The sequence below is a fragment of the Pseudomonas putida genome (genome assembly GCF_004357765.1).
Classification (GTDB): Bacteria; Pseudomonadota; Gammaproteobacteria; order Pseudomonadales; family Pseudomonadaceae; genus Aquipseudomonas; species Aquipseudomonas putida_U.
In genome coordinates, this window is record NZ_SMTE01000023.1 from 1 (window position 1) to 12,572 (window position 12,572).

The window sequence follows — 12,572 nt, forward strand, 5'->3', positions numbered from 1 at the left end:
TGATGGTTATGTAAGACTTCAGGTGTTGTCACCTATGTGAACGAACTTTTGTGTAACCCATGAGGGTGACCCGTACACGGAAGGGGCCAGTAGCGCCACTACACACAATGGATCAGCCCACGATCTAGATGCCAAGCCAAGCCAAGCCAAGCCAAGCCAAGCTCCCCGACAATCCGTGAAGAACCGGTTTTGCGGTGCACGCCTCACCAGGCTGAGCTACTACACCCGCGGTGCCTATCATCACGAAGCCGCTTCCACCTCCAGAAACGCCGCTTCAAGCAACTGCCGCGTATAGGGATGCTGCGGCGCATGGAAAATCGCCTGCGCATCCCCTTGTTCCACAACGTGTCCATGACGGATGACCATCAACTGATGGCTCAGCGCCTTGACCACCGCCAGGTCATGGCTGATGAACAGGTAGGTCAGGTTGTACTTCTGTTGCAGATTGCGCAGCAGCTCCACCACCTGGCGTTGCACGGTGCGGTCCAGTGCCGAGGTCGGTTCGTCGAGCAGGATCAGGGCAGGTTTGAGCACCAATGCCCGGGCGATGGCGATGCGCTGGCGCTGGCCACCGGAGAACTCATGGGGGTAACGGTGGCGGGTGTGCGGGTCCAGGCCGACTTCCTTCAGCGCGGCGATGATCGCCGCTTCCTGTTCCTCGGCGGTGCCGATGCGGTGGATGCGCAAGCCTTCGCCGACGATTTCCGCCACCGACATGCGCGGGCTGAGACTGCCAAAGGGGTCCTGGAACACTACCTGCATTTCCCGCCGCAGTGGCCGCACCTGCTTCTGGTTCATGTCTTCCAGGGCCTGGCCGTGGAAGCGGATGCCGCCGCGGCTGGCGATCAGGCGCAGGATCGCCAGGCCCAAGGTCGACTTGCCTGAGCCGCTTTCGCCGACGATGCCCAAGGTCTGGCCCTGAGGCAGGCTGAAATTGATGCCATCGACCGCCTTCACATGGTCGACCGTCTTGCGCAGCAGGCCCTTCTTGATCGGAAACCAGACCTTGAGGTCGTCGACTTCCAGCAGCGGCGCGCCGACCGGGTTGTGCGCGGGCAGGCCGCTGGGTTCTGCGTTGATCAGCATCTGTGTGTAGGGATGCTGCGGCGAGCTGAACAGTGTGGCGCAGTCGGCCTGCTCGACGATCTGCCCACGCTGCATCACGCATACCCGATGGGCGATGCGTCGTACCAGATTGAGGTCGTGACTGATCAGCAGCAGCGCCATGCCCAAACGTGCCTGCAGCGCTTTGAGCAGGTCGAGAATCTTGAGCTGCACGGTGACGTCGAGCGCCGTGGTCGGTTCGTCGGCAATCAGCAGTTCCGGCTCGTTGGCCAAGGCCATGGCGATCATCACCCGTTGGCGCTGGCCGCCGGAGAGCTCGTGGGGCAAGGCCTTGAGGCGCTTGCGGGGCTCGGGAATACCGACCATCTCCAGTAACTCGAGGGTGCGCGCGGTGGCTTGCTTGCCGGTCAGCCCCTTGTGCAGCAGAAGGATCTCGTTAATCTGCTTCTCGATGCTGTGCAGCGGATTCAGCGACGTCATCGGCTCCTGGAAAATCATGGCGATCCGGTCGCCGCGGATGCGCTGCATGGCCTTCTCGCCCTGCTGTAGCAGGTCCTTGCCCTGGTACTGGATGCTGCCGCTGGGGTGGCGAGCGAGCGGGTAGGGCAGCAGGCGCAGGATCGAATGGGCGGTGACCGACTTGCCCGAGCCGCTTTCGCCGACCAGCGCCAGGGTCTCGCCCTTGCGGATATCGAAGCTGATGCCGTCGACCACGCGATTGACGTGTTCGCCGGTGACGAACTCCACCGCCAGGTCACGCACTTCGATCAGGTTCTGTTCACTCATGTCACTTCCTCGGGTCGAAGGCATCGCGGGCGGATTCGCCGATGAACACCAGCAGGCTCAGCATGATCGCCAGCACGGCGAAGGCACTGATACCCAGCCACGGCGCTTGCAGGTTGGACTTGCCCTGGGCCACCAGTTCACCCAGCGAGGGGGCCCCCGGTGGCAGGCCGAAGCCAAGGAAGTCCAGGGCGGTGAGGGTGCCGATGGCGCCGGTGAGGATGAACGGCATGAAGGTCATGGTCGAGATCATCGCGTTGGGCAGGATGTGCCGGTACATGATCGCGCCATTGCGCATGCCCAAGGCGCGGGCGGCACGCACGTATTCGAGGTTGCGCCCGCGCAGGAATTCGGCCCGCACCACGTCCACCAGGCTCATCCACGAGAACAGCAGCATGATCCCTAGTAACCACCAGAAATTGGGTTGCACGAAGCTGGCCAGGATGATCAGCAGGTACAGCACCGGCAGGCCAGACCAGATCTCCAGGAAACGTTGTCCGGCAAGGTCGACCCAGCCGCCGTAGAAGCCCTGCAAGGCGCCTGCGATCACGCCGATGATCGAGCTCAGCACGGTCAGCGTCAGGGCGAACAGCACCGACACGCGGAAACCATAGATCACCCGAGCCAGCACGTCGCGGCCTTGGTCGTCGGTGCCCAGCCAGTTGTCCGCCGAGGGCGGGGCCGGGGCAGGCACCTGCAGGTCATAGTTGATGCTCTGGTAACTGAAGGGGATGGGCGCCCACAGGATGAAACTGTCTTTCTTGGCCAGCAGTTCGCGGATGTACGGGCTCTTGTAGTTGGCCTCCAGCGGGAATTCGCCGCCGAAGGTGGTTTCCGGGTAGCGCTTGAATGCCGGGAAGTACCACTGGCCGTCGTAGCGCACTGCGATCGGCTTGTCGTTGGCGATCAGTTCGGCACCCAGGCTCAGGCCGAACAGGATGAGGAACAACCACAGCGACCACCAGCCGCGACGGTTGGCCTTGAAGCGCTCGAAGCGCCGGCGATTGAGAGGGGACAAGGCCATGTCAGTGCTCCCGGCTGGCGAAGTCGATGCGCGGATCGACCAGGGTGTAAGTGAGGTCGCCGATCAGCTTCACCACCAGCCCCAGCAGGGTGAAGATGAACAAGGTGCCGAACACCACCGGATAGTCGCGGTTGATCGCTGCCTCGAAGCTCATCAGTCCCAGGCCGTCGAGGGAGAAGATCACCTCGATGAGCAGGGAACCGGTGAAGAAGATGCCGATGAACGCCGAGGGGAATCCGGCGATGACCAGCAGCATGGCGTTGCGGAACACGTGCCCGTAGAGCACCCGCGACCGACTCAGGCCTTTGGCCTTGGCGGTGATCACGTACTGCTTGTTGATCTCGTCGAGGAAGCTGTTCTTGGTCAGCAGGGTCATGGTGGCGAAGTTGCCGATGACCAGTGCGGTGATCGGCAGCACCAGGTGCCAGAAGTAGTCGAGGATCTTGCCGGTGGTGCTCAGTTCGTCGAAGTTGTTCGAGGTCAGTCCGCGCAGCGGGAACCAGTCGAAGTAGCTGCCGCCGGCGAACAGCACGATCAGCAGGATGGCGAACAGGAATGCCGGGATGGCATAGCCGACGATGATCGCCGAACTGGTCCAGACGTCGAAGTGGCTACCGTGGCGCACCGCTTTGGCGATGCCCAGCGGGATCGACACCAGGTACATGATCAAGGTGCTCCACAGCCCCAGCGAGATCGATACCGGCATCTTCTCGGCGATCAGGTCGATGACCTTGGCGTCGCGGAAGAAGCTGTCGCCAAAGTCGAGTCGGGCGTAGTTCTTGATCATGATCCACAGGCGTTCCGGCGCCGACTTGTCGAAGCCATACATCTTCTCGATCTCGGCCACCAGCGCCGGGTCCAGGCCCTGGGCACCGCGGTAGTTGGAGCCGGCCACCGAGACTTCGGCACCGCCGCCGGCGATGCGGCTGGTGGCGCCCTCGAAGCCTTCGAGCTTGGCGATCATCTGTTCGACCGGGCCGCCGGGGGCGGCCTGGACGATGACGAAGTTGATGATCAGGATGCCGAACAGGGTCGGGATGATCAGCAGCAGGCGCCGCAGGATGTAGGCCAGCATGTCAGTTCGCCTCGTCTGCGGGCGCCTCGGTGACCGTTGGGGTCACCTCGGGTTTGATCCACCAGGTGTCGATTCCCACGTCGTACCGGGGCGATACCTTGGGATGGCCGATGTGGTTCCAGTAGGCCACGCGCCAGGTCTTGATGTGCCAGTTGGGGATCACGTAGTAGCCCCACAGCAGCACGCGGTCCAGGGCCCGGGTGTGGTTGATCAGGCTCTGGCGCGAGTCGGCGTTGATCAGTTGCTCCACCAACTGATCGATAGCCGGGTCGCGCAGGCCGATGAAGTTGCGGCTGCCTGGATTGTCGGCGGCGGCGCTGGTCCAGTACTCGCGCTGTTCGTTGCCCGGCGAACTGGATTGCGGGAAGCCGCCGACGATCATGTCGAAGTCGCGCGAGCGCAGGCGGTTGATGTACTGGGATACGTCGACACGGCGGATATTGAGCTCGATGCCAAGATCGGCGAGGTTGCGCTTGAAGGGCAGCAGCACGCGTTCGAACTCGGTCTGCGCGAGAAGAAACTCGATGCTCACCGGTTTACCCTGGGCATCGACCATCTTGTCGTCGACGATCTTCCAGCCGGCTGCCTGCAACAGATGGTAGGCCTTGCGCTGCTGGTCGCGGATCATTCCGCTGCCATCGCTCACCGGGTTGTGGAAGGCTTCGCTGAAGACCCGTTCGGGGACCTTGCCACGCAGCGGTTCGAGAATGCGCAGCTCGTCGTCGCTGGGCAGGCCGCGGGCGGCCATCTCGGAGTTTTCGAAGTAGCTACCGGTGCGGGTGTAGGCGCCGTTGAACAGCTGCTTGTTGGTCCACTCGTAGTCCAGCAACTGGCTCAGCGCTTCGCGTACACGGATATCCTGGAACACCGGGCGGCGCAGGTTGAAGATGAAGCCTTGCATACCCGTGGGGTTGCCGTTGGGCAGTTCTTCCTTGATCAGGCGGCCCTCGCGCACCGGTGGGACGTTGTAGGCGGTGGCCCAGTTCTTCGCGCTCATCTCCAGCCAGTAGTCGAACGCGCCGGCCTTCAGTGCCTCCAGGGCCACGGTGTTGTCGCGGTAGGCGTCGAAGGTCATGACATCGAAGTTGTACTGGCCGCGGTTGATCGGCAGGTCCTTGGCCCAGTAGTCCTTGAACCGCTCATAGCGGATCGAGCGCCCGGCCTTGACCTTGGCGATCTGGTACGGGCCACTGCCCAGCGGAATCTCCAGATTGCCGCGGGCGAAGTCGCGGTCCTGGTACCAATGCTTGGGCAGTACCGGCAGCTGCCCGAGGATCAGCGGCAGCTCACGGTTGTTCTTGTGCTTGAAGGTGAACCGCACGCGCAACGGGTCTTCAGCGACCACCTCGGCGACATCGGCGTAGTACTGCCGGTACAGCGGCGCGCCCTGGGTGGTCAGGGCATTGAAGGTGAACACCACGTCCTCGGCGCGGATCGGATGACCATCATGGAAGCGCGCCTCGGGACGCAGGTAGAAGCGTACCCAGCTGTTGTCCGGCGCTTTCTCGATCTTGCCGGCGACCAGGCCGTACTCGGTGAACGGCTCGTCCAGGCTCTGGCGCATCAAGGTGTCGTAGATCAGGCCCAAACCGTCGGCAGGCACGCCTTTGTTGATGTACGGATTGAGGCTGTCGAAACCACCGAAGCTGGACTGGCGGAATGTACCACCCTTGGGGGCGTCGGGATTGACGTAGTCGAAGTGCTTGAAGTCGGCCGGGTATTTCGGCGCCTCGTCGTAGAGGGTGAGCGCATGTTGCGGTGCGGCCAGGGCCGGAAGGCTCAGGCAGGCGAGCAGCAGGCTGCCTGCCAACCGGCGCAGGCGGGGCAATGGCGTCATTGGGCTTTCTCCGAAGTCTTGATCCACCAACTGTTCAACCCGAGTGTATAGGGCGGCGTGGTGACGAAGGCGAACCGGTTGCGGTAGGCCAGGCGATGGTTGTCCAGGTGCCAGTTGGGGATCATGTAGTACTGCCATGAGAGCACGCGGTCCAGAGCGCGGGCGGCGGCCACCTGATCATCGCGGGTGCGGGCGGCGAGAAGGGTGTCGAGCAAGTGGTCGACCACCGGGTCCTTGACCCCCGCGTAGTTCTTGCTGCCTTTGGTCGAGGCTTGGCTGGAGTGGAAATACAGCCATTGCTCCAGGCCCGGGCTCAAGGTCTGACTGAGTGTCATCAGGATCATGTCGAAGTCGAACTGGTCCAGGCGTTGTTTGTACTGGGCGCGGTCCACGGTACGCAAGTGGGCATCGATGCCGATACTTGCAAGGTTTTCGACATAGGGCTGCAGAATGCGTTCGAGATTCGGGTTGACCAGCAGAATCTCCATGCGCAGTTGCCGGCCCTTGGCGTTGACCAGGCGTTGGCCATCGAGCTTCCAGCCGGCCTGGCCGAGCAGGGCCAGCGCCTGGCGCAGGGTCTGGCGGTTGATGCCGCGGCCATCGGTATGGCTGACCTGGAAAGGCTGGGTGAACAGCGCGTCGGGCAGTTGCTCACGCCAGGGGGCCAGCAGCAGCCACTCCTTGCCGGTGGGCAGCCCGGTGGCCGCGAATTCGCTGTTTGGGTAGTAGCTGGTCGAGCGTCGGTAGGCACCGCTGAACAGGGCGCGGTTGGTCCACTCGAAGTCGAGCATCAGGCCCAGCGCCTGGCGTACGCGGGCGTCGCTGAACGTGGCGCGGCGGCTGTTCATGAACAGGCCTTGGGTCTGGGTCGGGATGCGGTGGGGAATCTGCGCCTTGATCACCTCGCCGCGGCGCACGGCCGGGAAGGTGTAGCCGTTGGCCCAATTCTTGGCCTGGTGTTCGATATAGATGTCGAATTCGCCGGCCTTGAATGCCTCGAACGCCACCGTGGCGTCGCGGTAGAACTCGTATTCGACACGGTTGAAATTGTATTTTCCGCGATTGACGGCAAGGTCCTTGCCCCAGTAGTTCTTGACCCGCGTGAACACCAGGCGGCGTCCGGGTTGCACCTCGGTAATGCGATACGGGCCGCTGCTCAGGGGCGGAGTGAAGGTGGTGGCCTTGAAGTCGCGGCCTTGCCAGTAGTGCTTGGGCAGCACAGGCATCTCGCCCAGGCGCAGGATCAGCAGCGGGTTGCCTGCGCGCTTGAACACGAAGCGGATGCGCAGCGGGCCGAGGATGTCGACGCGAGCGACTTCCTGCAAGTTGGTGCGGTAGATCGGATGGCCGTCCTTGAGCAAGGTGCGGTAGGAAAAGGCCACGTCCGCCGAGGTAATTGGCGTGCCGTCATGCCAGCGCGCTTCCGGGCGCAAGTTGAACACCACCCAGCTGCGATCCTCGCTGTACTCCACTGTGCGGGCGATCAGGCCATAACTGGAGGTGGCCTCGTCGCCGGAAGGGTCGTACTGGCCGGTGCCCACCATCAGCGTCTCGTTCAGTTCGCTGACGCCGTACTGCAGGAAGTTGGGCGTGGTGACTGGGCTGGTGCCCTTGAAGGTATAAGGGTTGAGCGTGTCGAAGGTGCCAAATGCCATGGCGCGCAAGGTGCCGCCCTTGGGCGCTTGCGGATTGACCCAGTCGAAATGAGTGAATGTGGCTGGGTACTTGAGCGTGCCGAACTGCGCGTATCCGTGGCTTTCGCTCACCATCGCGACTGCGGGAAAGCTCAAGGCCAGGCTGAGGAGCAGCAGGAGGGGACGTATCAAGGCGGCATCCGATCCAGAGGCGTTGGGCTTTGGTCGGAGTACAGTAACAGCTTGGCGGGATTGGAAAAAGAGGATGTCGGACGTGATTTCGGGATGCCCACGGCGCCTTGGACGGCGGCCTTGAGGGCCGCAGCGCGACCCCTGACATCAATGCAGCATCAAGGACATCCCGATTACATCAGTGCGGCAGGTAGACGGTCAGCGTCTGGCCGGGCTTGAGCGCGTGGCCGCTGCGCGGGTTCCAGCGCTTGAGGTGCTTCATCTCGACATTGAAACGTTTGGCAACCAAATACAGCGAGTCACCTTTGCGGACTTTGTACTGGGTGGAGCGCTTCCCGGAGGCGGCGACCCGGTTGCCCGCGCTGCTGCCACCACGTAGCGCCAGTACTTGGCCGGCCTTCAGGCGACTGCCCGACAGCTTGTTCCAACGCTGGATGTCCTTTACCGAAACCCGGTTGGCCCGAGCGATGGTGCTCAGGTTGTCGCCACGTTTGACCCGGTAGCTACGGGCTGCAGGCGCCTTGGCCTCGGCCATGGCCCGGGCGAACACGGCCTTGTTCGGTTGCAGGCTCAGCAACTGCTCGGGCTTGAGGTTGGACAGGCTGTCGCTCAGCAGCTGCGCTTTGGCGGTCGGCACCAACAGCTGCTTGGGGCCATCCACGGTCATGCGCTTCTTGAATGCGGGGTTGAGCTGGATCAGCTCGTCTTCGTCGATATTGGCGAAGGCGGCGACTCGCGACAGGTCGAGTCGTTCGTTGATGGCGATGGCCTCGAAGTAGGGTTCGTTGGCAATCGGGCTGAGGTTCACGCCATAGGCCTCCGGGGTGGAGACCACTTGTGACAGGGCCAGCAGCTTGGGTACGTAGTCGCGGGTTTCCTGCGGCAGTGGCAGGTTCCAGTAGTCGGTGGGCAGACCGAGGCGCTCGTTGCGTTCGATGGCGCGGCTGACGGTGCCTTCGCCGGCATTGTAGGCGGCCAGGGCGAGCAGCCAGTCGCCGTTGAACATATCGTGCAGGCGGCTCAGGTAGTCGAGGGCCGCGTTGGTCGAGGCGGTGATGTCGCGGCGCCCATCGTAGAAGCTGGTCTGGCGCAGGTTGAAGTGGCGACCGGTGGATGGGATGAACTGCCACATGCCGGCGGCATGGGCCCGGGAGTACGCCATCGGGTTGTACGCGCTCTCGATGGCCGGCAGCAGGGCCAGTTCCAGCGGCATGTTGCGCTCTTCGAGACGCTCGACGATGTAGTGCAGATACAGGCTGCCGCGCTCGCTGGCGTTCTCGAGGAACGATGGATTGCTGGCGAACCACAGGCGCTGTTGCTCGATGCGCGGATTGACGTCGATATCGTCCTGCAGGGCGAAGCCTTGACGCATCCGCTCCCACACGTCCTGCGGGGCCTGCTCGGCGGGTTTGACCGCCAGCGTCTGGGGCTTGTGCTTGATCCGCGCCTGGTAGCTGTGTGCGCGAACGCTGTCGGCTTCGTCGAGCTGACGGGTGCTCTGGCAGCCCACGAGCGTGGCGGCCAGGGCCAGCGCACTGATCTGGGCCAGGCGCGTCAGGGCAACGGAATGAGAGGTTCTGCGGCTACGAGAAGACATCGGCGGGGACAGTTATCCGGGCAAAAAATTTCGGCGATTCTAGAAACCGCTCCCAGCCGGGTCAACCTTTGAGCGCACTATGCGATATATCTTGGGGTTATCAGAAGCTGTCCTTCCAAGACCTCAAGGCAGCAAAAACAGCGGCTTGGCTTGTATTGGAAAGCCCCTTCCATTCGTCTGCTTTTTGTTTAACGGATGTTTCAGCGGTGCGCAGGAAGGGGTTGGTCTGGCGCTCCAGGCCGATCGTGGATGGCAAGGTGATGCGATGGTCAGCGCGCAACCGTGTCACGTCTTCGAAGCGTTGGGCAATGTGCGGATTTTCAGGCTCCACGGCCTTGGCAAAGCGCAGATTGCTCAGGGTGTATTCGTGTGCGCAGTACACCTGGGTTGCGCTCGGCAGCGCCGCCAGGCGGGCGAGGGCAGGTTGCATCTGCTCCGGCGTGCCTTCGAACATGCGCCCGCAGCCGGCGGCGAACAAGGTGTCGCCACTGAACAGCAGCGGCGCTGGCTGGTCGGCCGTATAGTAGGCAATGTGGCCAAGGGTATGACCCGGCACTGCCAGCACCTCGAAGGTCAGGCCGAGCACCTCGACCTGGTCATGATCGTGCAAAGCCAGGTCGCGTCCGGGAATGTGCTCGTTCGCCGGGCCGCAGACGCGTGCGCCGGTCCGCTGCTTGAGGCATTCGACACCGCCGACGTGGTCCTGGTGATGGTGGGTGATCAGGATGTCGCTCAGTATCCAGTCGGGGTGGGCGTCGAGCCAGGCTTGCACCGGGCCTGCGTCGCCTGGGTCGACCACCGCGCAGCGGCGTTTGGCAGTATCCTGTAACAACCAGATGTAGTTGTCGGAGAAAGCGGGTAGTGCATCGATCTGTATCATGGTGCGGATCCGATTCGCCAAGCGTGGGACATGAAGGCATCTTAGCCGCGATGGCGCGGGGCGAGAACCTTCGAGGGAGAACGCAATGACCGACCAAGCCTTTGCCCAGGCCGACCCGGACTGGGTCAAGCTGATCAGCCTGGCCCGTGAGTGGTTCGACGGGCCGATTGGGCAACTGATGTTGAAAGAAGAGGAAAAACTGCTCGAAGAAGAGCTCGGGCGCTTCTTCGGCGGCTATCTGGTGCACTACGGACCTTGCGCCGATGCGCCGCCCACCGCCCCGCAGGTGCAGCGCAACGTGCGCCTCGGTGCGCCGTTGCCTGGGGTCGAGATCGTCTGTGAAGAGCAGGCCTGGCCCCTGGGTGAGCACGCCGCCGACGTGGTGGTGCTGCAGCACGGCCTGGATTTCAGCCTCTCGCCCCATGGTCTGCTGCGTGAAGCGGCCAGTGCGGTTCGGCCGGGCGGGCATTTGCTGATCGTCGGCATCAACCCCTGGAGCAGCTGGGGCATGCGCCATTTCTTCAGCCATGGTGCGTTGCGCAAGGCACGTTGCATCTCGGCATCGCGGGTGGGTGACTGGCTCAACCTGCTGGGCTTCGCGCTGGAGAAACGCCGCTTCGGGTGCTATCGTCCGCCGCTTGCCTCGCCGGCCTGGCAGCAACGCCTGGCGGGTTGGGAGCGAGTCGCGGGAGGGCGCCAGAGCGCGGGCGGCGGTGTTTACCTGCTGGTCGCGCGCAAGATGGTGGTCGGCTTGCGCCCCCTGCGTCCGCAACGCCGCGAGCCCATGGGCAAGCTGCTGCCGCTGCCGCTGGCCAAAGTCAACCGCAGCGCCGCCGACCCCGAATCCGAAAAGCACTGAACATGAGTGGTACATGAGCGATAACGTCGAGATCTACACCGATGGCGCCTGCAAGGGTAATCCTGGTCCTGGTGGCTGGGGCGTCCTGATGATCTACAAGGGTGTCGAGAAGGAATTGTGGGGCGGCGAGCGCGAGACCACCAACAACCGCATGGAGCTGATGGCTGCGATCCAGGGCCTGATGGCCCTCAAGCGTGAATGCGAAGTGGTGCTGACCACTGACTCGCAGTACGTGATGAAGGGCATCAACGAATGGATGAGCAACTGGAAGAAGCGCGGCTGGAAGACCGCCGCCAAGGAGCCGGTGAAGAACGCCGACCTGTGGCAGCAGCTCGACGAACAGGTCAATCGGCACAAGGTGACCTGGAAATGGGTGCGGGGGCATATCGGCCACCCTGGTAACGAACGCGCCGACCAGCTGGCCAATCGGGGCGTCGACGAGGTGCGCGCGCAGCGTTGAGGTGGGGTACAATCCCACGCTTCGTGATGTGTTCAAGTGTGGAGCCTGCGCGTGGAGCAGCAAGATAAACGGTTCGTCATTCTCGATACCGAAACCACCGGCATGCCGGTTACCGAAGGCCACCGGATCATCGAGATCGGTTGCGTCGAGGTCATCGGTCGGCGCCTGACCGGACGGCACTTCCACGTCTACCTGCAGCCGGACCGCGAAAGCGACGAGGGCGCGATCAACGTCCATGGCATCACCGATGCGTTCCTGGTAGGCAAGCCGCGCTTCGGCGATGTGGCCGAAGAGTTCTTCGAGTTCATCCAGGGTGCCACCCTGGTCATCCACAACGCGGCGTTCGACGTCGGCTTCATCAACAACGAGTTCGCTTTGCTCGGGCAATCTGAGCGCGCCGACATCTCGCAGCATTGCACCATTCTCGACACCCTGCTGCTGGCACGTGCCCGTCACCCCGGTCAGCGCAACAGCCTCGACGCCCTGTGCAAACGCTACGACATCGATAACTCGGGGCGTGAACTGCACGGCGCACTGCTCGACTCCGAGTTGCTGGCCGATGTCTATCTGGCGATGACCGGTGGCCAGACCAGTCTGTCGCTGGCAGGTCACGGCGCCGAGGGTGACAATGAAGGGCAGGGCAGCGGCGGCAGTGAAATCCGCCGCATCACCGGTCGAGCCATGGGACGGGTGATCATGGCCAGCGCCGAGGAGCTCGAAGCCCATGCCGAACGCCTGGCGGCGATCGCCAAGTCAGCCGGTGCGCCGTCGATGTGGCAGGCCCTGAGCGAGCCGTCGGCCACCTGAGCAGTCCCCTGTCCCGGCTGCTTCGCGCCCCGCTGCGTTGAAGTGGCCATCATCGGTTTTCTCCGCGAGATACCCCGTACTTTAGTGCGAGGAGGGATAGCGAGGCGTGCGAACTGCGCGCCCTTACGCCGGCCTGTCTTGCTCTCGATGTAGCGCCGAACCACGTCTAATGGCGCACCGCCTACGCTGCCGGCGAAATACGACGCCGACCACAACGCATTCCCCCGCCAGGCTGGTTGCATCAATTCCGGGAAATAACACGCAACGAATCCTCCACTAGACCAACCTTGGACAACCATGGTAACCGCGCTATTTTGCTGGTTAATAGGGATAAAGGCTAATCCAGAGTGAAAACCAAT

General features: G+C 63.0%; 10 protein-coding genes and 1 pseudogene. 3 read left to right on the top strand and 8 right to left on the bottom strand.

Going from position 1 to position 12,572, the window contains the following annotated elements; translation table 11 throughout:
- Positions 1-240: 240 nt before the first annotated feature.
- From E2H86_RS24620 to gloB, 7 genes are all read right to left on the bottom strand, one after another.
- Positions 241-1,851 (bottom strand): ABC transporter ATP-binding protein, encoded by a 1,611-nt coding sequence (locus E2H86_RS24620; protein WP_133332112.1) that lies wholly within the window; start codon positions 1,849-1,851, stop codon positions 241-243.
- 1 nt (position 1,852) lies between these two features.
- Positions 1,853-2,872, bottom strand: a complete 1,020-nt coding sequence (locus E2H86_RS24625; RefSeq protein WP_133332113.1) for an ABC transporter permease — start codon at positions 2,870-2,872, stop codon at positions 1,853-1,855.
- A 1-nt stretch (position 2,873) separates the two neighbouring features.
- Positions 2,874-3,947, bottom strand: a complete 1,074-nt coding sequence (locus E2H86_RS24630) for a microcin C ABC transporter permease YejB (protein ID WP_133332114.1) — start codon at positions 3,945-3,947, stop codon at positions 2,874-2,876.
- A 1-nt stretch (position 3,948) separates the two neighbouring features.
- The gene (locus E2H86_RS24635; protein WP_133332115.1) at positions 3,949-5,784 is read right to left on the bottom strand and encodes an extracellular solute-binding protein; all 1,836 of its coding nucleotides are present in this window, start codon (positions 5,782-5,784) and stop codon (positions 3,949-3,951) included.
- Positions 5,781-7,607, bottom strand: a complete 1,827-nt coding sequence (locus E2H86_RS24640) for an extracellular solute-binding protein (RefSeq protein ID WP_439958291.1) — start codon at positions 7,605-7,607, stop codon at positions 5,781-5,783. Before E2H86_RS24640 ends, E2H86_RS24635 begins: the two co-directional genes overlap by 4 nt.
- A 181-nt stretch (positions 7,608-7,788) precedes the next feature.
- A complete protein-coding gene (locus E2H86_RS24645) occupies positions 7,789-9,207 on the bottom strand; it encodes a lytic transglycosylase domain-containing protein (RefSeq protein WP_133332116.1) in 1,419 nt (472 codons plus the stop codon).
- 100 nt (positions 9,208-9,307) lie between these two features.
- Positions 9,308-10,087 carry a hydroxyacylglutathione hydrolase gene (gene gloB, locus E2H86_RS24650; protein WP_133332117.1) on the bottom strand — a complete coding sequence of 260 codons (780 nt, stop codon included), beginning with the start codon at positions 10,085-10,087 and terminating at the stop codon, positions 9,308-9,310.
- A gap of 85 nt (positions 10,088-10,172) precedes the next feature.
- Between gloB and E2H86_RS24655 the strand changes: the two genes are divergently transcribed.
- Genes E2H86_RS24655 through dnaQ form a run of 3 tightly spaced genes read left to right on the top strand, consistent with a single transcriptional unit; the run spans position 10,173 to position 12,213 of the window.
- Positions 10,173-10,946 carry a class I SAM-dependent methyltransferase gene (locus E2H86_RS24655; protein ID WP_133332118.1) on the top strand — a complete coding sequence of 258 codons (774 nt, stop codon included), beginning with the start codon at positions 10,173-10,175 and terminating at the stop codon, positions 10,944-10,946.
- Between the two features lie 13 nt (positions 10,947-10,959).
- A complete protein-coding gene (rnhA, locus tag E2H86_RS24660; RefSeq protein WP_133332119.1) occupies positions 10,960-11,406 on the top strand; it encodes a ribonuclease HI in 447 nt (148 codons plus the stop codon).
- Positions 11,407-11,457: 51 nt separating this feature from the next.
- The gene (gene dnaQ, locus E2H86_RS24665; protein ID WP_306767654.1) at positions 11,458-12,213 is read left to right on the top strand and encodes a DNA polymerase III subunit epsilon; all 756 of its coding nucleotides are present in this window, start codon (positions 11,458-11,460) and stop codon (positions 12,211-12,213) included.
- A 152-nt stretch (positions 12,214-12,365) separates the two neighbouring features.
- Here the strand turns inward: dnaQ and E2H86_RS26475 are convergent.
- A pseudogene (locus E2H86_RS26475) lies at positions 12,366-12,512 on the bottom strand (hypothetical protein); the annotation flags it as partial.
- Between the last annotated feature and the right edge of the window lie 60 nt (positions 12,513-12,572).

Bases quoted from the DNA above. Each gene is read 5' to 3' on its own strand.
- E2H86_RS24620 (WP_133332112.1), bottom strand. From the start codon at position 1,851: ATGAGTGAACAGAACCTGATCGAAGTGCGTGACCTGGCGGTGGAGTTC.
- E2H86_RS24625 (WP_133332113.1), bottom strand. From the start codon at position 2,872: ATGGCCTTGTCCCCTCTCAATCGCCGGCGCTTCGAGCGCTTCAAGGCC.
- E2H86_RS24630 (WP_133332114.1), bottom strand. From the start codon at position 3,947: ATGCTGGCCTACATCCTGCGGCGCCTGCTGCTGATCATCCCGACCCTG.
- E2H86_RS24635 (WP_133332115.1), bottom strand. From the start codon at position 5,784: ATGACGCCATTGCCCCGCCTGCGCCGGTTGGCAGGCAGCCTGCTGCTC.
- E2H86_RS24645 (WP_133332116.1), bottom strand. From the start codon at position 9,207: ATGTCTTCTCGTAGCCGCAGAACCTCTCATTCCGTTGCCCTGACGCGC.
- gloB (WP_133332117.1), bottom strand. From the start codon at position 10,087: ATGATACAGATCGATGCACTACCCGCTTTCTCCGACAACTACATCTGG.
- E2H86_RS24655 (WP_133332118.1), top strand. From the start codon at position 10,173: ATGACCGACCAAGCCTTTGCCCAGGCCGACCCGGACTGGGTCAAGCTG.
- rnhA (WP_133332119.1), top strand. From the start codon at position 10,960: ATGAGCGATAACGTCGAGATCTACACCGATGGCGCCTGCAAGGGTAAT.